Origin of the sequence: Cellulomonas jepli (assembly GCF_047229345.1) — a bacterium.
Lineage (GTDB): Bacteria > Actinomycetota > Actinomycetes > Actinomycetales > Cellulomonadaceae > Cellulomonas_A.
Genome location: NZ_JBFTER010000004.1, coordinates 65,350 through 88,611 on the forward strand (window position 1 = coordinate 65,350; position 23,262 = coordinate 88,611).

Here is a 23,262-nt window from a genome sequence, read left to right on the forward strand (position 1 = left end):
CCGCGATGACCGCGCTCGGCCTCACGGGGTCCGCCCTGCTGGCGCGCGTCTCGGAGCTCATCCGCGACGTGCCGGACTTCCCGTCGCCGGGTGTCGGCTTCAAGGACATCACCCCCGTGCTCGCCGACGCGGCGGCCTTCTCGGCGGTCGTCGCCGAGATGGCCGCCCGCGTCGACGGGCCGGTCGACCTCGTGGTCGGCATGGAGGCGCGCGGGTTCATGTTCGCCGCGCCCGTCGCCGTGGCGCTCGGGGCCGGCTTCGTCCCGGTGCGCAAGGCCGGCAAGCTCCCCGGACCGACCGTCTCCCGGGAGTACAGCCTCGAGTACGGCTCAGCGACCGTCGAGCTGCACCCCGCGGACATCCCGGCGGGTGCGCGGGTGCTCGTGGTCGACGACGTCCTGGCCACCGGCGGCACGGCCGCCGCGACGGTCGAGCTGCTCGAGGCCTGCGGCGCCGAGGTCGTCGGGCTGACGTTCCTCGTCGACCTCGAGTTCCTCGGTGGGCGTGCGCGCCTGCCCGGCCGTCGTGTCGAGGCGCTGCTCGGCGTGAGCTGACCTCGTCCCGCCGTACACTTCACGGATCGGGTCGGTGGGGACCCGGCGGGCCGCCCCTCGCACCGGGTGCGGTCCGACGGACGCCCGTCGGATGGGCGCGGGAGGGGGTGTGCGATGAGCGACGAAGCACGCCAGGAGCCGCAGACGGCGCCCGCGGAGGCGATCGCCGGCGGACGGGTCCGCTCGCGGCTCGCACGCTTCGGCACGCGCGGCCCGGGGACGTCCCCGGCGCTCGAGCCGCTCCTCCAGGCGATCCGCACCAACCACCCCAAGGCCGACCTGGGCGTCATCGAGCAGGCGTACGTCGTGGCCGAGCGCGCGCACCGCGGCCAGATGCGCAAGAGCGGCGACCCGTACATCACGCACCCGGTCGCGGTCGCGACGATCCTCGCTGACCTCGGCATGACGCCGCCGACCCTCGCCGCCGCGCTGCTGCACGACACCGTCGAGGACACCGAGTACTCCCTCGACCAGCTCCGCACGGAGTTCGGCCCCGAGATCGCGATGCTCGTCGACGGCGTCACCAAGCTGGACAAGGTGACCTACGGCGACGCGGCACAGGCCGAGACGGTCCGCAAGATGGTCGTCGCGATGTCGCGCGACATCCGGGTGCTCGTCATCAAGCTCGCCGACCGTCTGCACAACGCACGGACCTGGAAGTTCGTCGCGTCGGCGTCCGCGGAGCGCAAGGCCCGCGAGACGCTCGAGATCTACGCCCCGCTCGCGCACCGCCTGGGCATGAACACGATCAAGTGGGAGCTCGAGGACCTGTCGTTCGCGACGCTGTACCCCAAGGTCTACGACGAGATCGTGCACCTCGTCGCGGAGCGCGCTCCGGCCCGCGAGGAGTACCTGGCCGTCGTGCGCGACCAGGTGGGCGCGGACCTGCGCACCGCCAAGATCAAGGCGACGGTGTCCGGCCGGCCCAAGCACTACTACTCGATCTACCAGAAGATGATCGTGCGCGGCCGCGACTTCGCCGACATCTACGACCTCGTCGGTGTCCGCGTCCTGGTCGACTCGGTGCGGGACTGCTACGCGGCGCTCGGCGCGCTGCACGCGCGGTGGAACCCGGTCCCGGGCCGGTTCAAGGACTACATCGCGATGCCCAAGTTCAACCTCTACCAGTCGCTGCACACGACGGTGATCGGCCCCGGCGGCAAGCCGGTCGAGATCCAGATCCGGACGCACGACATGCACCGTCGCGCGGAGTACGGCGTCGCCGCGCACTGGAAGTACAAGGAGAACGCGAAGAACCAGCCGGCGGCCACGGACGCCGCGGGCAACGACATGACGTGGCTGCGCCAGCTCGTCGACTGGCAGAAGGAGACCGCCGACCCGAGCGAGTTCCTCGACTCTCTGCGGTTCGAGATCGCCGGCGCCGAGGTCTACGTCTTCACCCCGAAGGGCGACGTCATCTCGCTGCCCGCCGGGTCCACGCCGGTCGACTTCGCGTACGCCGTGCACACCGAGGTCGGCCACCGGACCATGGGCGCCCGCGTGAACGGGCGACTGGTGCCGCTCGACTCGGCGCTCGAGAACGGTGACGTGGTCGACGTCTTCACGTCGAAGTCCGAGACCGCCGGACCGAGCCGCGACTGGATGGGCTTCGTCAAGAGCCCCCGCGCGCGCAACAAGATCCGGCAGTGGTTCTCCAAGGAGCGCCGCGAGGAGGCGATCGAGCAGGGCAAGGACGCGATCGCGAAGGCGATGCGCAAGCAGAACCTGCCGATCCAGCGTCTGCTCTCGCACGAGTCGCTCGTCGCCCTGGCGAACGAGATGCGGTACGCCGACGTGTCCGCGCTGTACGCGGCGATCGGCGAGGGCCAGGTGTCCGCCGCGAGCGTCGTCCAGCGGCTCGTGCAGTCGATGGGCGGCGAGCCGGGCGCGGAGGAGGACCTGGCCGAGACGGCCCGGCCCGGGCACACCGCGCGCCGCATCCGCACCGGCGACCCCGGGGTCGTGGTCAAGGGCGTCGACGACATCTGGGTCAAGCTCGCCAAGTGCTGCACGCCGGTCCCGGGCGACGAGATCATCGGCTTCGTGACGCGCGGGGCCGGGGTGAGCGTGCACCGCACCGACTGCATCAACGTCGACGGCCTGCGCCAGCAGCCCGAGCGCATCGTGGACGTGAGCTGGACGCAGGGGAGCAGCGCGCTGTTCCTCGTCCAGATCCAGGTCGAGGCGCTCGACCGGAGCCGGCTGCTCTCGGACGTCACGCGGGTCCTGTCCGACCACCACGTGAACATCCTGTCCGCGTCGGTGTCGACGTCGCGCGACCGCGTGGCGATGTCGCGCTTCGTGTTCGAGATGGCCGAGCCGTCCCACCTCGCGTCGGTGCTCGGGGCGGTCCGCAAGGTCGAGGGCGTCTTCGACGTGTACCGGATCACGGGCGCCAAGGCGTCCGAGGAGCCCGCGATCCGCGCCTGACCGGCCCGCTCCGCGGTCGGCGGACGCCGCGCGACGTGCCCCGTGCCGTCGGACGGCTGCCGGCCACCTAGCCGGATGCCGTGGAGTCGAGCGAACCCAGGACGGTTGCGGCGGCGAGCGTCCCCGCGTACCCGTGCAGCGCCGCGAGCTCGGCCCGCGCGTGCTCCACGTCGAAGCCGGCGCGGATCAGGGGGCCGAGCAGGACCAGCGCCTCCTCGGGGGTGCACCACCGGGAAACGTCCAGGCCCGTGCGCTGGACCGTCGTGACCTGCACGCCGCCGAGGTCGACGACGTCGCGTGCGGGCAGCGCGCACTCGTACGTCGTCCGGGACGGGTGCGGGTCCGGCCGTCGGCTCCGCGGCGGGACGAGCACGTCGACGCGGCGCGGGCTGTGCTCGCCGGTGTGCACCCAGACCGCCGAGCGTCGCCCGACGACCGCACGCGCCGGCACCAGCCCGCGGAACGCCGCGGCGCGCAGCCGCGGGCCCACCGGGACGTCGGACGGCACCGTGAGGTCCCCCCACACGGGTCGCGTGACGCCGTCGCGCACGAGCGCGCGGTACGTCAGGCCGCCGACGTCCGACGGCAGGATCTCGAGCGGCAGGGGAGGGGCGGGCCGGGGCATCCAGCGGGTCGGGCGCACGCCCTCAGCATGGCCGCCTCGGCGCGGCCGTGTGCGGGCCGTGCACAGTGGGCGGCATGGCGGCCGCCGCGCGTGGTCGGGCCGTCGGCGCGCCCCGGACCGCACGACACGGTTCGGCGGCCGTGGCTCGATGTCGTGCGGACCGAGCACAGGCGGACGCACCGACGGGGCGGTACGGGCCGATGCCCGCACCGCCCCGTCGAGGGCCGATCAGCCGCGGGCGTCCTGCGCGGCGCGCTGCACCTGCTCGAGCCACGAGCGACGCGCGTCGAGCGCCGCCTGGGCCTCGCGGATGCGGCGCTGGTCGCCCTTCGCCTGCGCCTTGGCCAGGTCGTCCTCGAGCCCGGCGATCGCCGCCTCGAGCTGCGCCGCGGCACCCTCGGCCCGCGCGCGCGTCTCGGGGTTGCTCCGGCGCCAGTCGCTCTGCTCGGCGTCGCGCACGGCCGTCTCGACCGCACGCATGCGCGCCTCGACACGCTGCACGTCGGCGCGCGGCACCTTGCCGGCGGACTCCCAGCGGTCCTGGATCCCGCGCAGCGCCGCCTTCGCGGCACGCAGGTCCGTGACCGGGACGAGGCGCTCGGCCTCGGCGAGGAGCGCCTCCTTGACCTCGAGGTTCGCGCGGAACTCGGTGTCGGTCGCGGCGGACGCGGCGTCGCGCGCGGCGAAGAACGCGTCCTGCGCGCTGCGGAACCGGGCCCACAGCGCGTCGTCGTCGGAGCGGCTCGCGCGCCCGGCTGCCTTCCAGCGCGTCATGAGGTCGCGGTACGCGCCCGCCGTCGCACCCCAGTCCGTGCTCGTCGCCAGGGCCTCGGCCTCGCGGACGAGCGCCTCCTTCGCCGCCTTGGCGCCCGCGTTGCGCGACTCGAGCTCGGCGAAGAAGTGCCGGCGCTCACGGTCGAACGAGGTGCGTGCGTGGCTGAACCGCTTCCACAGCGACTCCTCGGTCGGCCGGTCGAGGCGCGGGCCGTTGCGCTGCGCGTCCTTCCACTGGTCGAGCAGCAGGCGCAGCTGCTCACCGGCCGGGCGCCACTGGATGCGGCTCGGGTCCGTCGACGCGATCTTCTCGGCCTGCTCGACGATCGCCGTCCGGGACGCGACCGCCGCCTCGCGCGCGGCTGCCCGCTCCGCCTCCGCAGCGGCGCGGCGTTCCGCCGCCACGCCCCGCAGCGCGTCGAGGCGCGCACGCAGCGCCGCCAGGTCGCCGACCGCGGCGGGCTCGGCGAGCTCGTCGGTCAGCTTGGCGAGGGTCTGGTCGATCTCCTTGACCGCGAGGTCCGTGGCACCGAGGCGCGCCTCGAACAGCACGACCTTGGCCTGCAGGTCCAGGAACCGGCGCACGTAGAGCGCGAGCGCCTCGTCGTGCCCGGCGCCCGGGAACTGCCCGACCGCGCGCTCGCCGGCCTCCTCGCGGACGTAGACGGTGCCGTCCTCGTCGACGCGGCCGAACGTCGCGGCGTGCGCGGCCTCGGCGGCGTCCTGCGGCGGGACGACGGCTGCGGGGACGACGGGTGCGCCGGCGGGTGTGCCCGCCTGCGGCGTCGCGACCGGACGGGTCGACGGGCGGGGGACGGGACGCGGCACCGGGCGCGGCACCGGGCGCGGTGCGGGGGCGGCGGTGGTGGCCGCCGTCGGCTCGCCCTCCGCACCCGCGTCCGCGCCGGAGGTCGCGTCGGCCTCGGCACCGGAGGCCGCGTCCGCCTCGACGGGAGCGGCGCTGTCCGGCGTCCCGCCGTCAGCGGCCGCCGTGGTGCCGTCGTCGACGACGACGGGCGAGGTGCTGTCGCCGACGGGTGCCGGGGCGTCGGACTCCGTCGTCGCGTCGGTGGCCGGGTCCTCCGCCGACACGTCGTCGGCGGCTGCGGAGTCGGGGACCGCCGTGCCGTCGCCCCGCGCGTCGTCAGCGACCGTCGCGTCGTCGGCGCCCGCCGGTTCGGCTGCTGCCGCGTCGTCGGCCGCGGCGTCGTCCGCACCCGCGCCGCCACCGACCTTCTCCGGCGTCGTCGTGTCGTCGGCCACGGTGTCGTCCGCGGCCGGGGTGGCAGCGGTGTCGTCCGCGGAGGTCGCCCCCACGGGCGCGACCTCGGCCGGCGTCTCCTGGGCGACGAGCTCCTCGTCCGGCACCGCGTCCTCGAGGGCCGGGGCGGCCTGGAACTCGCCGGCGTCGGCGACGTCCGCCGCGATCTGCGCGTCGAGCTCCTCGCCGCCGCCGGACGCGATGTCCTCGGCGGCGGGCTCGAGGCCCTCCGGTGGTGTGGACTCCGCGACGTCGTCGGTCTCGGGCTGCCGGGCAGCCGGGTTCTCGGTCACTGGGTCTCCACTCCCTCGATGATGACGTCGGAGGCCGGTGCCGTTCCGTCGGCACCGATCCCGCCGTCAGCGATTGCCTGCACCACGTCCAGTCCGGAGGTGATGCGGCCGAACACCGTGTACCCGCCCGCTGCGTCGGACGGGATGGTCGAGTCCTCGTAGACGAGGAAGAACTGGCTGCCCATGGACTCGCCGCTGCCGCCGACGCGGGCCATCGCGATCGTGCCCGCGGGGTAGACGTCGTCCGCCGGGGCGTTCTCGACGGGGCCCCAGGTGTAGCCGGGGCCGCCCGTGCCGGTCGCGGTCGGGTCGCCGCACTGCAGCACCTTGATGCCCTCGGTCACGAGCCGGTGGCACTTCGTCCCGTCGAAGTAGCCCTCGCGGGCGAGAGTCACGAAGTTGGCGACGGCCTGCGGGGCCGCGGCGCCGTCGAGCTCGAGGCCGACCGCGCCGGCGTTGAGCGTGAGCGCGCCGGTCCACGTGCGGCCCTCGGCAGCGGCGGGGTCGGGGACGACGCCACCGTTGCCCGTGCGGGCGGGCAGCGCGCTCGCTGACGCCTCGGGTGCGGGGGAGCCGGTCGCGGTCGGGGCGGCGTCCGCCGCGGTGTCGTCGCGGGTCAGGATCACCGCGGACACGACCCCGAGCCCCAGCACGAGGACACCGACGAGCGACGCGGCGATGACCTGCTTGCGACGACGCTCGCGGTGCGCGACCTGACGCTGCTGCCACTTCTCGTAACGGCGACGCTCGTACTCACGCTCGCGCTTGCTGGACGACACGCAGACTCCTCGACGACGGGCGACCGGCTGACGCTGTGGCCGCCGCGTCGCACTCTGGACCTCCGACAGTCTAGGCAGGGGACACCGGGCGTTCGCCACGTGGCGCGTCGTCCGGCGGCGCGGAAGGTCACGGTCTGGTCTCGGAGCGCCGCCGTTACCGTGGTGACGTGCAGATCCTCACCGTCGTGGCCCCCGTGTTCGGCACCAACTGCTACGTCGTGGTCGCCGACGACGGCACGTGCGTGGTGGTCGACGCGGGCGCGGGGGTCGCCGGTCCGGTGCGGGACGCGGTGGCCGGGCGCGGCCTGCGGTGCGTCGCGGTGCTCGCGACCCACGGGCACGTCGACCACACCTGGGACGCGGCCGAGCTGTCCGAGACGTTCGACGTGCCGGTGCACGTGCACGCCGCCGACGCGTACCGCCTCGACGACCCCTTCGGCACGCTCGGGCTCGGCGCCTCGCACGACCCGGGCGGCCCGCTCGCGCAGGCGCTCGCCGCGTCCGGCGCACGGCCCGAGTCCTACCGGCGGCCGACGCGGGTCGAGACCTTCGGCGGCGCCGCGGGAGAGAACGGTCGGAGCGCGGACGTGGTGCTCGGGCTCGGCGGGGTGCGCGTCGTCGCCCGGCACGCGCCCGGGCACACGCAGGGGTCGACGCTGTACCTGCTCGGTGCGGTGCCGGAGGCCGGGGACGGCGGTCCGGCTGCCCGGGCGGGTGGGCCGGGGGCGCCGGCCGACGAGGCCGACGCTGCCGGGCAGCGAGCCGGGAGCGGCGACGCGCTCGTGGCCCTGACGGGCGACGTCCTGTTCTCGGGGACGATCGGCCGCACCGACCTGCCCGGCGGCGACGACGCGGTCATGGCGGCGACGCTGCGGGACGTGGTCGCGGTGCTCCCGCCGGACACGCTCGTGCTCCCCGGGCACGGCCCGGCGAGCCGGGTCGCGGCCGAGCTCGCGCGCAACCCGTACCTGGCCCGCTGACACCCCCCGTCGCACGCGCCGCTCAGCTCAGGTGCGGGGGCGCGGGGTCGCGCACCACGGCACGGTGCTCCGGGGCGTCGGCGGGGCAGAGCCGTGCGTGCGAGTGCCCCGCACCGACCCGGGGGCGGGGACGCGCGCGGAGGTCGCCATCCCCCGAGCCTCACCCCGCGGCACCGTCGCCGCAACCGGGTGCGGGGGACGGCCCGCCGTCCCCCCTGCGGGAATCAGGAGGCGGTCGTCGGGGCATGCCCCACTAGACTCGTCCGGGCGCCCGAGCGGCGCCATCCCCTGGACGTCCCGGAAGGACCCTCTCGTGCTCCGCACCCACTCCGCCGGCTCCCTGCGAGCCGAGCACATCGGTACGACCGTCACCCTGACCGGGTGGGTGGACCGGCGGCGCGATCACGGCGGTGTGGCCTTCATCGACCTGCGCGACGCGAGCGGCATCGCCCAGGTCGTCATCCGTGACGAGCAGGTCGCGCACGGGCTGCGCAACGAGTACGTGCTGCAGGTCACCGGTGAGGTCGGCCGCCGGCCCGAGGGCAACGAGAACGCGCACCTCGCGACCGGCGAGGTCGAGGTCGTCGCGCAGGAGGTCGTCGTCCTCAACGAGTCCGCGCCGCTGCCGTTCCAGGTGTCGTCCGCGCTCGACGAGACGATCGGCGAGGAGGCGCGCCTCAAGCACCGCTACCTCGACCTGCGTCGACCCGCCCCGGCGCGCGCGCTGCGCCTGCGCTCGCAGGCCAACCAGGCCGCCCGCCGCGTGCTGGACGCCCAGGACTTCGTCGAGGTCGAGACCCCGACCCTGACGCGCTCGACCCCCGAGGGCGCCCGTGACTTCGTCGTGCCCGCGCGCCTCGCGCCGGGCTCGTGGTACGCGCTGCCGCAGTCGCCGCAGCTGTTCAAGCAGCTGCTCATGGTCGCGGGCCTCGAGCGGTACTACCAGATCGCGCGCTGCTACCGCGACGAGGACTTCCGCGCCGACCGGCAGCCGGAGTTCACGCAGCTCGACGTCGAGATGAGCTTCGTCGAGCAGGACGACGTGATCGCGCTCGGCGAGAAGATCCTCGTCGCGCTCTGGGAGCTCATCGGGTACACGATCCCGACGCCGATCCCGCGCATGACGTTCGCCGACGCGATGGCGCGCTACGGCTCCGACAAGCCCGACCTGCGCTTCGGGCTCGAGCTCGTCGAGCTGACGGACTACTTCACGGAGACCCCCTTCCGGGTCTTCCAGGCACCGTACGTCGGCGCGGTCGTCCAGCCGGGCGGTGCCTCGACGCCGCGCCGCGGGTTCGACGCCTGGCAGGAGTGGGCCAAGCAGCGCGGCGCCAAGGGCCTCGCGTACGTCACGGTCGGCGAGGACGGCGAGCTCGGCGGACCGGTCGCCAAGAACCTGTCCGAGACGGAGCGCGCGGGCCTGGTCGCCGCCGTGGGCGCGAGCCCGGGTGACGCGGTCTTCTTCGCCGCCGGCAAGGTGTCGGACGCGCGCGCGCTCCTCGGTGCGGCGCGCCTCGAGATCGGCCGCCGCGGCGGGCTCATCGACGAGGACGCGTGGAACTTCGTGTGGGTCGTCGACGCGCCGCTGTTCAAGCCCACGGGCGAGGACGACGACGTCGCGGTCGGCGAGGGTGCCTGGACCGCGGTGCACCACGCGTTCACGTCGCCCACACCGGAGTGGCTCGACCGGTTCGAGGAGGACCCGGGCTCCGCGCTCGCGTACGCCTACGACATCGTGTGCAACGGCAACGAGATCGGCGGCGGTTCGATCCGTATCCACCGGCGCGACGTGCAGGAGCGCGTCTTCCGGATCATGGGGATCGGCGAGGAGGAGGCCCAGGAGAAGTTCGGGTTCCTGCTCGACGCGTTCCAGTTCGGTGCGCCGCCGCACGGCGGGATCGCGTTCGGCTGGGACCGGATCGTCGCGCTGCTGACGCGCTCGGAGTCGATCCGCGACGTCATCGCGTTCCCGAAGTCGGGCGGCGGCTACGACCCGCTGACCGGGGCACCGGCACCGATCACCGCGGCCCAGCGCCGCGAGGCCGGTGTCGACGCGAAGCCGAAGTCCGCGCCGCCCGCGGAGTGAGCGGTCGCCGCGCCGGTCACCACCGGCGCGGCGGCTCCACCTGCCCAGTGGGGCCCGACTGCCTGAGAGGGCCCACCTGCCCAGCAGGGCTCACCAGCCCGGTAGGGCCCACCGGCGTCGTAGGGTCCCCTGCGGCGCAACCTGCCCCGGGCGAGACGCCGTGGCCGCGCGCCACGAGGTGACGACGACCCGCGTCAGTGGTCGAGGCCGGCGCGCGCGTGCAGGCGCCGCAGGAAGCCCGGCGCCCACCAGTTCGCGCGCCCGAGGATCGTCATCGTCGCCGGGACGAGCAGCAGGCGCACGATCGTCGCGTCGATGAGCACCGCGACCGCGAGGGCGAAGCCGACCTCCTTGATGACGAGCAGCTTGCCGGCGACGAAGCCCGCGAACACGACGATGATGATCGCCGCGGCCGACGTGATGATGCGCCCCGAGCGCTGGAGCCCCAGGCGCACCGCCTCGTCGTTGGGCAGCCCCGCGTCGTGCAGCTCCTTGATCCGCGAGAGCAGGAACACCTCGTAGTCCATCGCGAGCCCGAACGCGAACGCCACGACGAGCGCGAGCACGTACGTCTCGATGCCGCCCGTCGACACGAAGCCGAGGAGCCCCGACAGGTTCCCGTCCTGGAACACCCACACGAGCACGCCCAGCGACGCCGCGATCGACAGCACGTTCGTCAGCAGCGCCTTGACCGGGATCACGACCGAGCCGGTCATGAGGAACAACAGCACGAGCGTCGCGACGGCGACGATGCCGGCGGCCCACGGCAGGCGCTCGACGAGCGAGTCCGCGAAGTCCATCTGGCCCGCGGCCTGACCGGTGACGAGCACCGGGAAGTCGGCGTCGAGGTCGCGGATCTGGCTGACGACACCGCGGGCGACCGCGTCACCGGGGTCGGTCGTGTCCGGCCGGACGCCGATGACGACGTGCGCGCCGCTCGGCGACGGCGGGTCCACGGACGTGACGTCGTCGAGCTCGGCGATCGACGCCGCCCACGCCGTCGCAGCCTCGAGCGAGGTCTCGGCGACCACGACGACGCCCGGGGACGAGGCCGCCGGGTAGTCGTCGGCGAGCGCCTCGACGTACTCGCGCTGGGTCGTGCCCGTCGGGAGCAGCTGCGTCGTGGAGTTGCGCAGCTCGAGCTGCAGGAGCGGCAGGGCGAGCACCCCGAGCAGCACGACGGACCCGAGCATCACGACCCACGGGCGGCGCTGGACCCGCGCCGCGAGCCGGGAGAAGAAGCCCTCCTCGGACTGCACGTCCGCGGTGCGGGCGAGCAGGCCCCGCAGCCCCGGGACGCGCGAGACGAGCCCGGGGCGCACGAGCCGGCGCCCGAACAGCACGAGGATCGCCGGCACGAGCGTGAGCGCGGTCGCGACCGCCACGACGATCACCGCCACGCCGGCCGCCCCGAACGCCCGCAGGATGTCGGGGCGGAAAGCGAGCAGCCCCGCGATCGAGATCGCGACCGTCACCGCCGAGAACGCGACCGTGCGACCCGCGGTCGACATGGTGCGGGTCAGCGCGGTCACGACGGCGCCGTCGCCCCGCCGGCGCCGGGCACCCGCACCACCGTCCTCGTCGACGAGGTGGTGCAGCTCCTCGCGGAACCGGGACACGATGAGCAGCCCGTAGTCGATCGAGAGCCCGAGGCCGAGGATCGTGACGACGTTGACCACGGACGAGTCGAGGTCGAGCAGGTAGGAGAACCCGAGCAGCGCCCCGAGCCCGCCGGCGATCGAGGCGATCGCGCCGACCATCGGCATCGAGGCCGCGAGGAACCCGCCGAAGACCAGCACCATGATCACGAGCGCGACGGGCAGCGCGATCGTCTCGCCGGTCGCCAGGTCCTCCTCGACCTGGCTCGTGATCGCCTCGACGATGAGCGTCGTCCCGCCGACCAGTCCGGTCGCCTCGGGGGAGACCGCCTCCAGCGCCTCGGGCACGCCGTCCAGCGTGCGCTCGACGGCCGCCAGGGCCTCGTCCTGCGCGGCCTCGCCCAACCCGGGCTCGAGCTCCACGACGACGAGGAAGCCGGTGCCGTCCTGCGCGATCAGCGGCGCCGCCGCCGGGTTCGCCGCGCCCTGCGGCAGGACCAGGGGGTCGATGACCGACGCGACGCCCTCGATGCCGGCGAGCTCCTCGTGCACCGGTGCGAGCGCCTCCGCGACGCCCGCCGTGGTCGGGTCCACGCCGCGCACCACGAGCGTCAGGCTCGCCCCGCGCTCGTCGGAGTCCTGCAGGATCTCGTTGGCGCGCGAGCTGTCGGAGCCCGGCACCGCGGGCTCACCCGTGGAGAGCCTGTCGAACAGGTTCTCGCCGTGCACGCCCACGACGGCGAGGCCGAAGCCGAGCACCGTGAGGACGAGCCAGACGGCGACCGTGAGGCGGGGGTGGTGGGCGACCGCGCGGCCCAGGCTCTCGAACACGGCGTCAGCATCGCAGCAACGCGCGCGCGACCGCACACCGGACCGCGCGCGGAGCGGCTCTCGGGCGCCCGCCGTGGGCCGTCGTGGTCGGGGTCCTGTCGGCGACGGTGCGTAGGCTCGGCGCCATGGACCTGTTCGACGCGGTCAGCTCGACCGCGCAGGGGCTCCCGACGGTCTCCGCCGGCGCCCCTCTCGCGGTGCGCATGCGCCCGCGCACCCTCGCGGAGGTCGCCGGGCAGTCCCACCTGCTCGTCGCCGGCTCACCGCTGCGTCGTCTCGTCGAGCCCGGGGGAGAGGCGTCACGGCGCGCCGCCCCCAGCTCCGTGGTCCTGTGGGGCCCGCCCGGGACCGGCAAGACGACGCTCGCCTACCTCATCGCGGCGACGTCCGGGCGACGCTTCGTCGAGCTGTCCGCCGTGACCGCCGGCGTCAAGGACGTGCGTGCCGTGATCGACGACGCCCGCCGCCGCCTCGCCGGGGACGGCAGCGAGACGGTCCTGTTCATCGACGAGGTGCACCGCTTCACCAAGGCCCAGCAGGACGCGCTCCTCCCGAGCGTCGAGAACCGCTGGGTCACGCTCGTCGCCGCGACCACGGAGAACCCGAGCTTCTCGGTGAACTCCCCGCTCCTGTCCCGCTCGCTCCTGCTCACCCTGCAGCCGCTCGGGGTCGAGGACGTCCGCGCGCTCGTGCGCCGCGCCGTGCTCGACGAGCGCGGGCTGGGCGGCGCGGTCACCCTCGACGAGGACGCCGAGGAGCACCTCCTGCGGCTCGCGGGCGGCGACGCGCGCAAGGCCCTGACGATCCTCGAGGCCGCGGCCGGCGCGGCGCTCGCGGACCACGACGACCGGCCCGCGCCGACCCCGGCCGACGAGGCCCCGTCCTCGACCGACCCCGAGGCGGGCAGCGCGGAGCACCACGACGGGGCCGCACCCCCCGCCGTCGTCGACCTCGCGACCGTCGAGCGCGCGATCGACGTCGCCGCGGTGCGCTATGACCGCGACGGCGACCAGCACTACGACGTCATCAGCGCGTTCATCAAGTCGATGCGCGGCTCCGACGTCGACGCGTCGCTGCACTACCTCGCGCGCATGATCGCCGCGGGCGAGGACCCCCGCTTCATCGCCCGCCGCGTCGTCATCGCCGCCGCGGAGGACGTCGGCATGGCGGACCCGAGCGCGCTGCAGACCGCGGTCGCCGCCGCGCAGGCCGTCGCGCTCATCGGCATGCCCGAGGCGCGGATCATCCTCGCCGAGGCCGTCGTGCACCTCGCGACCGCGCCGAAGTCCAACGCCGCGTACACGGGGATCGACGCGGCGCTCGCGGACGTGCGCGCGGGCCGGATCGGCTCGGTGCCCGAGCACCTGCGTGACGCGCACTACGCCGGCGCGAAGGAGCTCGGCCACGGCAAGGGGTACCGGTACGCGCACGACGCCCCGCACGCGGTCGCCGCGCAGCAGTACCTCCCCGACGAGCTGGTCGGGACGCGGTACTACACCCCGAGCGACCGCGGCTTCGAGCGGTCCGTGACGGAGCGGCTCGAGCGGATCCGCGCGATCCTCGCGAGCGAGGGCTGACGCGATTGGGTTCATCGCCGCGCACCCGCTAGTCTGTACAGGTTGCCCGGCGGGCGACGGCGCGGTGCGCCCCGGGAGACCGGGGGACGGGCCGTCCCGACCAGCCGGACGACCACCTGGGGCCTTAGCCGCACGACCGACACGGGTCGCGCACCGAAGGTCGGCCCCACCCCGCCGGAGTCCTCCGCGTCGGGTGTGACGTCTACAACGACAGGAAGTACGTCTGTGAGCAGTGTGACCCGCTCGCGTCGCCAGGTGCGCCTCTCGCGCGCCCTCGGCCTCGCGCTGACGCCCAAGGCCGTCAAGCACTTCGAGAAGCGTCCGTACCCCCCGGGCGAGCACGGCCGCGCGCGCCGTCGGACCGAGTCCGACTACGCCGTCCGTCTCCGTGAGAAGCAGCGCCTGCGTGCGCAGTACGCGCTCCGCGAGAAGCAGCTCGCCCGTGCCTACGAGGACGCCCGCAAGGCCCCGGGCCTGACCGGTGAGGCGCTCGTCGAGAACCTCGAGACGCGTCTCGACGCGCTCGTCCTGCGTGCCGGCTTCGCCCGCACGATCCTCCAGGCCCGCCAGGTCGTCGTGCACCGTCACGTGCTCGTCGACGGCAAGATCGTGGACCGCCCGTCGTTCCGCGTGAAGCCGGGTCAGACCCTCCAGGTCAAGCCGAAGAGCCAGGCCACGGTGCCGTTCCAGGTGGCCGCCGCCGGTGCGCACCGCGACGTCCTGCCGGCCGTCCCGGGCTACCTCGACGTCCAGCTCGAGAAGCTGAGCGCCGTCCTGGTCCGTGCGCCCAAGCGCGCCGAGGTCCCCGTGACCTGCGAGGTCCAGCTCGTCGTCGAGTACTACGCGCGCTGACCCCCGCACGCATCGCAGCACCTCAGCGCCCCGCGCGTGCCGAAGTCGGCGCACGCGGGGCGCTGTGCTGTCCGGGTAGGGTTTCGCAGGTTCGGGCGCCCGCCCGGCCACCATTCTTCGGGAGGGCCTCCATGTCGGTCGGAGACGTCGCAGGACTCGTCGCCGCGATCGCGTTCGTGCTGCTCGTCGGGGTCCTCGCGGTCCCGCTGGTCAAGCTCGGCCGCACGTTCGACCAGGCCAGCGCGTCGCTGCGCCAGATCACCGAGCACACGCTCCCGGTGATCGACGAGACGGCGACGGTGGTCGCGTCGACCAACAGCCAGCTCGAGCGCGTCGACACGATCACGACGTCCGCGGCGCAGGTCTCCGCGAACGTCTCGGCGCTCACGTCGCTGTTCGCCGCGACGGTCGGCGGCCCGATGATCAAGGTCGCCGCGTTCTCCTACGGCGTGCGCCGCGCCCTGTCCGGGCTGGGCGCGAGCGCGAAGGCGTCGAGGACCCACTGATGCGGCGCCTGTTCTGGGTCGCGGTCGGCGCGACGGTGACGCTCGTGGCGGTGCGCCGCGCGCGCGACGTCGTCACCGCGTACCTGCCGGCCGGCACCGGGGAAGCCCTCGGCGTCGTGGACCAGGTGACGACCGCGGCCCGCACGGCACGCGCCGAGTTCCTCGCGGGGCTCGCGGAGCGCGAGGCACAGCTCACGCACGACCTCGTCGGCGACGTCGACGTGGACGCGCTGCGCGAGGAGCGCACCCGCCGGCGCGAGGCCGAGGACGCCCACGCCGGTGGGCACGGCCGCCGCGCGGCGCACCGCAGGCCCGCGACCGAGGACCCGGACGACGCCGACGGGGACCTGCCCTACTCGTTCTACTGACGAGCGCCGCCGGCCGCGGAACACCCCGCCGCCCGCGCACGCTGCACCTGACAGCACCACCGCCGGCCGCGAGCCGGCACCGGAACCACGACGAGCAACCGACGAGCACCGAGGACACCATGCGTACCGCCGAGATCCGCCAGCGCTGGCTCGACTACTTCGAGGGCCGCGGCCACACCGTGGTCCCGTCGGCCCCGCTCATCTCGCCCGACCCCTCGACGCTCTTCGTCATCGCGGGCATGGTGCCGTTCATCCCGTACATGCTCGGTGAGCAGACCGCGCCGTGGCCGCGCGCGACGAGCGTGCAGAAGTGCGTGCGCACCCTCGACATCGAAGAGGTCGGCAAGACGACCCGGCACGGCACGTTCTTCCAGATGAACGGGAACTTCTCGTTCGGCGACTACTTCAAGGAAGGCGCGATCACCTACGCGTGGGAGCTCGTCACGGGCTCCACCGCCGACGGCGGGTTCGGCTTCGACCCCGACACGATCTGGGTGACCGTCTACCACGACGACGACGAGGCGGCCGCGCTCTGGAAGCGCATCGCCGGGCTGCCCGACGAGCGCATCCAGCGCCGCGGCATGAAGGACAACTACTGGTCGACGGGGGCGCGCGGCCCGGCCGGCCCGTGCTCGGAGATCTACGTCGACCGCGGGCCCGAGTACGGCGCCGAGGGCGGCCCGGTCGTCGACGAGGACCGCTACATCGAGATCTGGAACCTCGTCTTCATGCAGTACGAGCGCGGCGACGGCGGCGGCAAGGAGGACTTCCCGATCCTCGGGGAGCTCCAGCAGAAGAACATCGACACCGGCATGGGTCTCGAGCGCGTCGCCTACCTGCTCCAGGGCGTCGACAACATGTACGAGATCGACGAGGTCTTCCCGGTCATCCAGGCGGCGCAGGAGCTCTCGGGCCGCCGCTACGGCGCCGACCGCGACGACGACGTCCGCATGCGCGTCGTCGCCGACCACGTCCGCAGCAGCCTGATGCTCATGGGCGACGGCGTCACGCCCTCCAACGAGGGCCGCGGCTACGTGCTCCGGCGCCTGCTGCGCCGCTCGGTGCGCGCGATGCGCCTGCTCGGCGTCGAGGACCTCGCGCTGCCGACGCTGCTCCCGGTGAGCAAGGACGCGATGAGCCCGTCCTACCCCGAGCTCGCGGAGCGGTTCGACCGCATCAGCACGGTCGCGTACGCCGAGGAGGACGCGTTCCGCCGCACGCTCGCGGCCGGCACGACGATCCTGGACACCGCCGTGCGCACCGTGAAGACGCAGGCCGGGGGAGACGCGCCCGCGGCGACGCCGCTGCTCTCGGGCGAGCAGGCGTTCCAGCTGCACGACACCTACGGCTTCCCGATCGACCTCACGCTCGAGATGGCCGCGGAGCAGGGTGTCTCGGTCGACGAGACCGCGTTCCGCTCCCTCATGCAGGCCCAGCGCCAGCGCGGCCGGGCGGACGCGCTCGCCAAGCGGGCCGGCCGTGCGGACACCGCGGCGTACCAGGAGCTGCACCAGACGCTGAGCAGCGAGAAGGCCGGCCCGGTCGAGTTCCTCGGCTACACCGACACCACGTCGCGCTCGCGCGTCGTGGGACTGCTCGTCGACGGCGTCCCCGCTCCCGCGGCGACCGCGCCGGCCGACGTCGAGGTCGTCCTCGACCGCACGCCGTTCTACGCGGAGTCGGGCGGCCAGCTCGCCGACCAGGGCACGATCGTGCTCGACGGCGGCGCGCGCATCGAGGTCGACGACGTCCAGGCGCCCGTCAAGGGGCTCTCGGTGCACCACGGCCGCCTGGTCGACGGCACGGTCACGTTCGGCGAGGCCGGCACCGCGACGATCGACGTGCTCCGGCGCAAGGCGATCAGCCGCGCGCACACCGCGACGCACATGGTGCACAAGGCGCTGCGCGAGGCGCTCGGCGACACCGCGACGCAGGCCGGCTCCGAGAACGCGCCGAGCCGCATCCGGTTCGACTTCCGGTCGAGCGCCGCGGTGCCCGCCGGGGCGCTCTCCGAGATCGAGGAGCGCGTCAACACCCAGCTCGCGGAGGACCTCGACGTCACCGACGAGGTCATGCCGATCGCGGAGGCACGCGCGCTCGGCGCGATGGCGCTGTTCGGTGAGAAGTACGGCGACCGCGTCCGGGTCGTCTCGATCGGCGGCGACTGGTCGCGTGAGCTGTGCGCCGGGACGCACGTACGCCGCTCGGGCCAGCTCGGGCTCGTGACGCTGCTCGGCGAGTCGTCGATCGGCTCGGGCGTCCGCCGCGTCGACGCGCTCGTCGGCGACGGCGCGTACGGGTTCCAGGCGAAGGAGCACGCGCTCGTCGGCCAGCTCTCGGGCCTGCTCGGGGCGCGTCCCGACGAGCTCGGCGACCGCGTGTCGTCCCTGCTCACGCGGCTCAAGGAGTCGGAGAAGGAGCTCGCCGCGCTGCGCCAGGCGCAGGTCCTCGCCGCTGCGGGTGCCCTGGCGTCGGGGGCGACCGAGGTCGGCGGCGTCCGGGTCGTCGCGCACGACGCCGGCGAGGTGTCCTCGGCCGACGACCTGCGCACGCTGGTGCTCGACGTCCGGGCGCGGCTCGGCGAGTCCGCACCGGCCGTCGTCGCGGTCGGGGGTGTCGCCAAGGGCCGTCCGGTCGTGGTCGTCGCGACGAACGCGGCCGCGCGCGAGCGGGGCGTGCGGGCCGGGGCGCTCGTGAAGTCGGCCTCGGGCGTGCTCGGCGGCGGTGGCGGCGGCAAGGACGACCTCGCGCAGGGCGGCGGCACGGACGCGAGCCGCCTCGGTGCCGCGCTCGACGGCCTGCGGGCCGAGATCGGCGCGGCGGCCTGAGGTGCTGCCGGACACCGCCGCGCCGGTCGCCCGCGGGAGCAGGCTCGGCGTCGACGTCGGGAGCGTGCGCGTCGGGCTCGCCGCGAGCGACCCCGACGGGCTGATCGCGACGCCGGTCGATACCGTGCCGCGCGACACCCGGCGCCCGGCGCCCGGGGCGCTCCCGGCCGACGTGCGGCGCATCGCGGCGGAGGCGGAGGAGCGCGCGGCGGCTGTCGTGTATGTCGGACTTCCGCGACACCTCTCCGGTGCCGAAGGTGCCGCATCGGAGGCCGCGCGCGCGTACGCTGTGGTGCTGGCGCAGGCCGTCGCACCCGTTCCGGTGCGGCTGGTCGACGAGCGGATGAGCACGGTGTCCGCCCATCAGGCGCTGCGCGCGTCCGGTCGGGCCGGGCGCAGCCACCGGCAGGTCGTCGACCAGGCGGCCGCGGTGGTGATCCTGCAGACCGCGCTGGACGCGGAACGGGTCACGGGTGCACGGGCGGGGGAACGGGTCGACGCCGACCCGCCGGTGGTCGCGCGTGACGCGGGTGGCTGCGGGGACGGACGGACGAGACTGCAGGACGGTGCAGATGAGCGGCACGACGGACCGACGAGCCAGGGATCGGAGGGAAGAGAACGTGAGTGACCTCTTCCTCGGCGCACCGACGCAGAACGCGAGCGAGCCTGCCGCGTCGCGCCGTGCCCGCCAGCGCGGCAAGGCCCGCAAGGCCAAGGAGCGCCGCAAGCGCCGTCGCCGCAGCATCGTCGTGATCATCATGGCGCTGGCCCTCGTCCTCGGCGCCGGCTACGTCGTGTGGAGCGTCGTCGGCCCCATGTTCTCGAGCGGGGGCGGCGAGGAGACGGTCAGCGACTTCCCCGGACCCGGCAGCGGCGAGGTCCAGGTCGTGGTCGCGCAGGGTGACTCGGGCGGCGCGATCGGGCAGAAGCTCGTGGACGCGGGCGTCGTCGCGACGACGGGCGCCTTCTCGTCGGCGTTCACCGCCAACCCCGACGCCGCCAGCATCCAGCCGGGCACGTACACGCTCCAGCTCCAGATGAAGGCGAGCGACGCGGTCGCCGCACTGCTCAACACGGCCAACCGCGTGTCGCTCAAGGTCACGGTCGCCGAGGGGCTCACGAGCGAGCAGATCTTCGAGAAGATCTACGAGGTCACCGCCATCCCCGTCGACCAGCTCCGCGCCGCAGCGGCAGACCCCGCGCTCGGGCTGCCGGCGGAGGCGGGCGGCAACATCGAGGGCTGGCTCTACCCGCTGACGTACATGGTCGAGCGCGACGCCAGCGCCCTCAGCGTGCTCCAGCCGATGGTCGCGAAGACCGTCGAGGTGCTGACGGCCAAGGGCGTGGCGCAGGACCAGTGGCAGCAGGTGCTGCTCAAGGCGTCGATCGTGGAGCGCGAGGCCAAGCTCGACGAGGACCGGCCGAAGGTCGCCCGCGGCATCGAGAACCGGCTCGCCCGCCAGATGCGTCTCGAGATCGACGCGACGACGACGTACTACCTCGGGGTCCAGCGCGGCCCGACGTACGAGGAGAACCACGACGAGTCGAACCCGTACAGCACGTACGTGCGTGTCGGGCTCCCGCCCGGACCGATCGCGTCGCCGAGCGAGAAGTCGATCGACGCCGTCCTGTCGCCCGCCGAGGGGCCGTGGATCTTCTGGGTCTCGGTCAACCTCGAGACCGGCGAGACACGGTTCACCGACGACTGGGACGAGCACCAGGCGAACGTGCGGCTCCTGCGGGAGTGGCAGGCGGCGAACGCCGGCTGACGGCGTCGGAGCGTCGGAGGTCCGGCTCACCGGACGCCCGACGCTCCTGCCGCGCGGGGACCCTATGCTGCCCCTCATGCAGCCGGAGCGGACGGTCCCGACGACACCGACGAGCGCAGCAAGGCTGCGATCGGGGCGCGCCGCTGTGCTCGGCCACCCGGTGGCGCACTCGCTGTCGCCGGTGCTGCACCGGGCGGCGTACGCGGCGCTCGGGCTCGACGACTGGCGCTACGACCCGGTCGACGTGACCGAGGACGACCTCGCCGGCTTTGTCGGCGCGCTCGACGCGTCATGGGCCGGCCTGAGCCTGACCATGCCGCTCAAGCAGACGGTGCTGCCGCTGCTCGACCACGTCGAGCCGCTCGCCGGAGTCGTGGGGGCGGTCAACACGGTGCTCGTGCAGCCCGCGCGCGGGACCCCCGTGCTCACCGGCGCCAACACCGACGTGTACGGGCTCGTCACGGCGCTGGGCGAGGCGCTCGCCCTCGACGCGCCGGCGCCGCGGCGGACCGCGGCGGTGCTCGGCGGCGGCGCCACCGCCGCGTCGACGCTCGCGGCGCTGGCCCAGCTCGGCTGCACGACCCCGGTCGTCTACGTCCGCTCGCTCGCCCGCGTCGGCGGTCTCATGCGGGCCGCCCACCGGATGGGCGTCGAGCCGCGGTACGCGCTGCTGGACGCGGCGGCGCGCGAGGTGCCCGGCGCCGACGTCGTCGTCTCCACGCTGCCGCCCCGGGCGGCGGACGGTCTCGCGACCGAGCTCGACGGCTCCGCGGTCGACGGGGTGCTCCTCGACGTCGCGTACGACCCGCGCCCGACGGCCCTGTCCGTCGCGTGGCAGCGGGCCGGCGGCGCGGTGGTCGGGGGAGAGCGGATGCTGCTGCACCAGGCGGTCGAGCAGGTCCGGCTCATGACCGGGCTCGCGGGCCCCGTCGCGGCGATGGACGAGGCGCTGCAGGCGGCGCTCGGCGTCCCCGCGCACGGCGCCGCTCCCTCGAAGGGCTGACCGGCCGGCCCTCGTCACACGTTCGGCCGCACGGACTCCTCACGGGTCGCCGTGTGTGTGCCGATAAGTCCTCCGGGCACGTACGCGCACCTGGGCGCGCCCGCGACGAGAGGACGACCCGTGAAGCAGCTCGGCGAGATCTTGCTGGACGAGGGCCTCGTCACGGAGTCCCAGCTCATGGCGGCGATCGACGAGCAGATGGCCCGCGGGCAGTCGCTCGGGCGGACGCTCGTCGAGATCGGGATCCTGTCGGAGGGCCAGCTCGTCAAGGCGCTCGCGCGCCAGGTCGGCATGGACTTCATCGACCTCGACGAGTACCCCGTGGACCGTTCCGCGGTCAGCGTGGTCCCTGCCGCGCTGTGCCGGCGTTACACGGTGCTGCCTGTCGGGTTCGCGAACGGCTCGCTGGTGCTCGCGACGGCCGACCCCGGCAACGTCGTCGCCGTGGACGACGTCCGCACGATGTCCGGCCTGCGCGTCACGCCCGTCGTCGCCACGTACGACAACCTCATGCGCGCGATCGACCGGTTCTGCCGCGCCGACGGCGAGATGGAGGACCTCTCCTCGGCGTTCGAGGAGGAGCAGCCGTCGAACGAGACGGACCTGTCGAAGGTCGGGGAGTTCGTCGACGACGACGCCCCGATCGTGCGCTACGTGAACCTGCTCGTCACCCAGGCCATCACCGACCGCGCGTCGGACATCCACATCGAGCCGAGCGAGCACGACCTGCGCGTGCGCTACCGCATCGACGGCGTGCTCCACGAGATGCAGCGCTCGCCGAAGCAGATCACGAGCGGCGTCATCAGCCGCGTGAAGATCCTCAGCGACATCGACATCGCGGAGCGCCGCAAGCCCCAGGACGGCCGCATGTCGGTCAACCACAACGGGCGCAAGATCGACCTCCGCGTGGCGACGCTGCCCACGGTGTGGGGCGAGAAGATCGTCATGCGTATCCTCGACAACTCGACCGCGAGCCTGGACCTGCGGGACCTGTCGTTCCTCGACGAGAACTACGCGACGTACCACGAGGCGTTCACGAAGCCCTACGGCATGATCCTCGTGACGGGGCCCACGGGATCGGGCAAGTCGACGACCCTCTACGCGACGCTCAACGCGGTGTCGCGGCCCGAGATCAACGTCATCACGGTCGAGGACCCGGTCGAGTACCGCCTTCCCGGGATCAACCAGGTCCAGGTCAACCCGAAGGCCGGGCTCACGTTCGCCGGCGCGCTGCGCTCGATCCTGCGGTCGGACCCGGACGTCGTCCTGCTCGGTGAGATCCGTGACCACGAGACCGCCCAGATCGCGATCGAGGCCGCCCTCACGGGTCACCTCGTGCTGTCGACGCTGCACACCAACGACGCGCCGAGCGCGATCACCCGGCTCATCGAGATGGGCATCGAGCCGTTCCTGGTCGGGTCGGCGCTCGACGCCGTCGTGGCCCAGCGGCTCGCACGCAAGCTGTGCGACAAGTGCAAGGAGCCGTACCTGCCGACGCCCGTCGAGCTCGTCGCCGCGCGTTTCCCCTGGGTCGACGGCGAGCCCATCCCCGAGCTGTTCAGGCCGGTGGGGTGCGTCTCGTGCTCCAAGACCGGGTACCGCGGGCGCATCGCGCTGCACGAGGTCATGCGCGTGACGGAGGACGTCGAACGGCTCGCCGTGGCGCACTCGTCGGCTGCGGACATCGCGGCGACGGCGCGCCGGGAGGGGATGATCGCGCTCCGCGAGGACGGCTGGCACAAGGTCGCGCTCGGGCGGACGTCGATCGAGGAGATCCTCCGGGTCGTCGCCTGAGCGGCCATCCCTCAAGTGGCCGACGCCCACGGCCGATAGCAGTCGCAGGACCCATCGCATGTCCCGACGTGAAGGCGGACCCGTGAGCAACACCTTCCCTGCCCCCGGCGGGGGTCAGTGGACCCCAGTGCAGGCCACCCCGGCGCACCAGGAACCGGCGCCGACCCCCACCGGTTTCCCGGCCGTCGGTCAGGCGTCCCAGCCCGCAGCGTCGGGGCCGCCCGTCTCGGCGCGCCGTGCCGCAGCGGCCGGTCTGCCACCGTACGTCCCATCGCCGCACGCGGCTCCGCCGCCCGTGCCCGGCACCGCCTCGTACGCGGCGCCGCCGCCCCCGCCGGGGGTGGCTCCGTACGC

Annotated in this window: 17 protein-coding genes; 13 read left to right on the forward strand and 4 right to left on the reverse strand. The window is 74.0% G+C overall.

Going from position 1 to position 23,262, the window contains the following annotated elements; translation table 11 throughout:
* The first annotated feature begins 5 nt into the window (after positions 1-5).
* Positions 6-554 (forward strand): adenine phosphoribosyltransferase, encoded by a 549-nt coding sequence (locus tag AB6N24_RS01915; protein WP_412867738.1) that lies wholly within the window; start codon positions 6-8, stop codon positions 552-554.
* Positions 555-668: 114 nt separating this feature from the next.
* A complete protein-coding gene (locus AB6N24_RS01920) occupies positions 669-2,984 on the forward strand; it encodes a RelA/SpoT family protein (protein ID WP_412867739.1) in 2,316 nt (771 codons plus the stop codon).
* A gap of 67 nt (positions 2,985-3,051) precedes the next feature.
* Here the strand turns inward: AB6N24_RS01920 and AB6N24_RS01925 are convergent, their stop codons facing one another.
* The 3 genes from AB6N24_RS01925 to AB6N24_RS01935 all read right to left on the reverse strand — a co-directional run bounded on the left by AB6N24_RS01925 (position 3,052) and on the right by AB6N24_RS01935 (position 6,716).
* Complete coding sequence (locus AB6N24_RS01925; RefSeq protein ID WP_412867740.1) at positions 3,052-3,627, reverse strand: hypothetical protein; 576 nt, start codon at positions 3,625-3,627, stop codon at positions 3,052-3,054.
* 210 nt (positions 3,628-3,837) lie between these two features.
* Complete coding sequence (locus AB6N24_RS01930) at positions 3,838-5,937, reverse strand: DUF349 domain-containing protein (RefSeq protein WP_412867741.1); 2,100 nt, start codon at positions 5,935-5,937, stop codon at positions 3,838-3,840.
* Complete coding sequence (locus AB6N24_RS01935) at positions 5,934-6,716, reverse strand: peptidylprolyl isomerase (RefSeq protein ID WP_412867742.1); 783 nt, start codon at positions 6,714-6,716, stop codon at positions 5,934-5,936. The genes AB6N24_RS01930 and AB6N24_RS01935 overlap by 4 nt, the downstream gene beginning before the upstream one ends.
* Before the next feature lie 167 nt (positions 6,717-6,883).
* On the opposite strand from AB6N24_RS01935, the gene AB6N24_RS01940 reads away from it, so the two are divergent.
* Both AB6N24_RS01940 and aspS read left to right on the forward strand, forming a co-directional pair.
* Positions 6,884-7,696 (forward strand): MBL fold metallo-hydrolase, encoded by an 813-nt coding sequence (locus AB6N24_RS01940; RefSeq protein WP_412867743.1) that lies wholly within the window; start codon positions 6,884-6,886, stop codon positions 7,694-7,696.
* A gap of 313 nt (positions 7,697-8,009) precedes the next feature.
* Positions 8,010-9,782, forward strand: coding sequence for an aspartate--tRNA ligase (gene aspS / locus AB6N24_RS01945; RefSeq protein WP_412867744.1), 1,773 nt, complete (start codon positions 8,010-8,012; stop codon positions 9,780-9,782).
* A gap of 194 nt (positions 9,783-9,976) precedes the next feature.
* Here the strand turns inward: aspS and AB6N24_RS01950 are convergent, their stop codons facing one another.
* Complete coding sequence (locus tag AB6N24_RS01950) at positions 9,977-12,211, reverse strand: MMPL family transporter (protein ID WP_412867745.1); 2,235 nt, start codon at positions 12,209-12,211, stop codon at positions 9,977-9,979.
* 125 nt (positions 12,212-12,336) lie between these two features.
* Between AB6N24_RS01950 and AB6N24_RS01955 the strand changes: the two genes are divergently transcribed.
* The 9 genes from AB6N24_RS01955 (at position 12,337) to AB6N24_RS01995 (ending at position 22,908) form a co-directional block, all read left to right on the forward strand.
* On the forward strand, positions 12,337-13,788 hold the full coding sequence (locus tag AB6N24_RS01955; protein ID WP_412867746.1) for a replication-associated recombination protein A: 1,452 nt from the start codon (positions 12,337-12,339) through the stop codon (positions 13,786-13,788).
* 225 nt (positions 13,789-14,013) lie between these two features.
* Positions 14,014-14,640: a 30S ribosomal protein S4 gene (gene rpsD / locus AB6N24_RS01960; protein WP_183294785.1), complete on the forward strand. Its 627-nt coding sequence runs from the start codon at positions 14,014-14,016 to the stop codon at positions 14,638-14,640.
* A gap of 131 nt (positions 14,641-14,771) precedes the next feature.
* Positions 14,772-15,146 carry a DUF948 domain-containing protein gene (locus AB6N24_RS01965; RefSeq protein ID WP_412867747.1) on the forward strand — a complete coding sequence of 125 codons (375 nt, stop codon included), beginning with the start codon at positions 14,772-14,774 and terminating at the stop codon, positions 15,144-15,146.
* The gene (locus AB6N24_RS01970) at positions 15,146-15,514 is read left to right on the forward strand and encodes a hypothetical protein (protein ID WP_412867748.1); all 369 of its coding nucleotides are present in this window, start codon (positions 15,146-15,148) and stop codon (positions 15,512-15,514) included. The genes AB6N24_RS01965 and AB6N24_RS01970 overlap by 1 nt, the downstream gene beginning before the upstream one ends.
* A gap of 119 nt (positions 15,515-15,633) precedes the next feature.
* On the forward strand, positions 15,634-18,342 hold the full coding sequence (gene alaS, locus AB6N24_RS01975) for an alanine--tRNA ligase (RefSeq protein ID WP_412867749.1): 2,709 nt from the start codon (positions 15,634-15,636) through the stop codon (positions 18,340-18,342).
* 1 nt (position 18,343) lies between these two features.
* Positions 18,344-18,970 (forward strand): Holliday junction resolvase RuvX, encoded by a 627-nt coding sequence (ruvX, locus tag AB6N24_RS01980; protein WP_412867750.1) that lies wholly within the window; start codon positions 18,344-18,346, stop codon positions 18,968-18,970.
* Positions 18,963-20,111: an endolytic transglycosylase MltG gene (gene mltG, locus AB6N24_RS01985; protein WP_412867751.1), complete on the forward strand. Its 1,149-nt coding sequence runs from the start codon at positions 18,963-18,965 to the stop codon at positions 20,109-20,111. Before ruvX ends, mltG begins: the two co-directional genes overlap by 8 nt.
* Before the next feature lie 76 nt (positions 20,112-20,187).
* Entirely contained in the window at positions 20,188-21,114 is a 927-nt protein-coding gene (locus AB6N24_RS01990) for a shikimate dehydrogenase (RefSeq protein WP_412867752.1), read from the forward strand.
* A gap of 120 nt (positions 21,115-21,234) precedes the next feature.
* The gene (locus tag AB6N24_RS01995) at positions 21,235-22,908 is read left to right on the forward strand and encodes a GspE/PulE family protein (RefSeq protein ID WP_412867753.1); all 1,674 of its coding nucleotides are present in this window, start codon (positions 21,235-21,237) and stop codon (positions 22,906-22,908) included.
* Positions 22,909-23,262 lie beyond the last annotated feature (354 nt).

What these genes read in the sequence shown, in the direction of transcription:
- AB6N24_RS01915 (WP_412867738.1), top strand. Translation starts at nt 6, where the DNA reads ATGACCGCGCTCGGCCTCACGGGGTCCGCCCTGCTGGCGCGCGTCTCG.
- AB6N24_RS01920 (WP_412867739.1), top strand. Translation starts at nt 669, where the DNA reads ATGAGCGACGAAGCACGCCAGGAGCCGCAGACGGCGCCCGCGGAGGCG.
- AB6N24_RS01955 (WP_412867746.1), top strand. Translation starts at nt 12,337, where the DNA reads ATGGACCTGTTCGACGCGGTCAGCTCGACCGCGCAGGGGCTCCCGACG.
- AB6N24_RS01965 (WP_412867747.1), top strand. Translation starts at nt 14,772, where the DNA reads ATGTCGGTCGGAGACGTCGCAGGACTCGTCGCCGCGATCGCGTTCGTG.
- AB6N24_RS01970 (WP_412867748.1), top strand. Translation starts at nt 15,146, where the DNA reads ATGCGGCGCCTGTTCTGGGTCGCGGTCGGCGCGACGGTGACGCTCGTG.
- alaS (WP_412867749.1), top strand. Translation starts at nt 15,634, where the DNA reads ATGCGTACCGCCGAGATCCGCCAGCGCTGGCTCGACTACTTCGAGGGC.
- AB6N24_RS01990 (WP_412867752.1), top strand. Translation starts at nt 20,188, where the DNA reads ATGCAGCCGGAGCGGACGGTCCCGACGACACCGACGAGCGCAGCAAGG.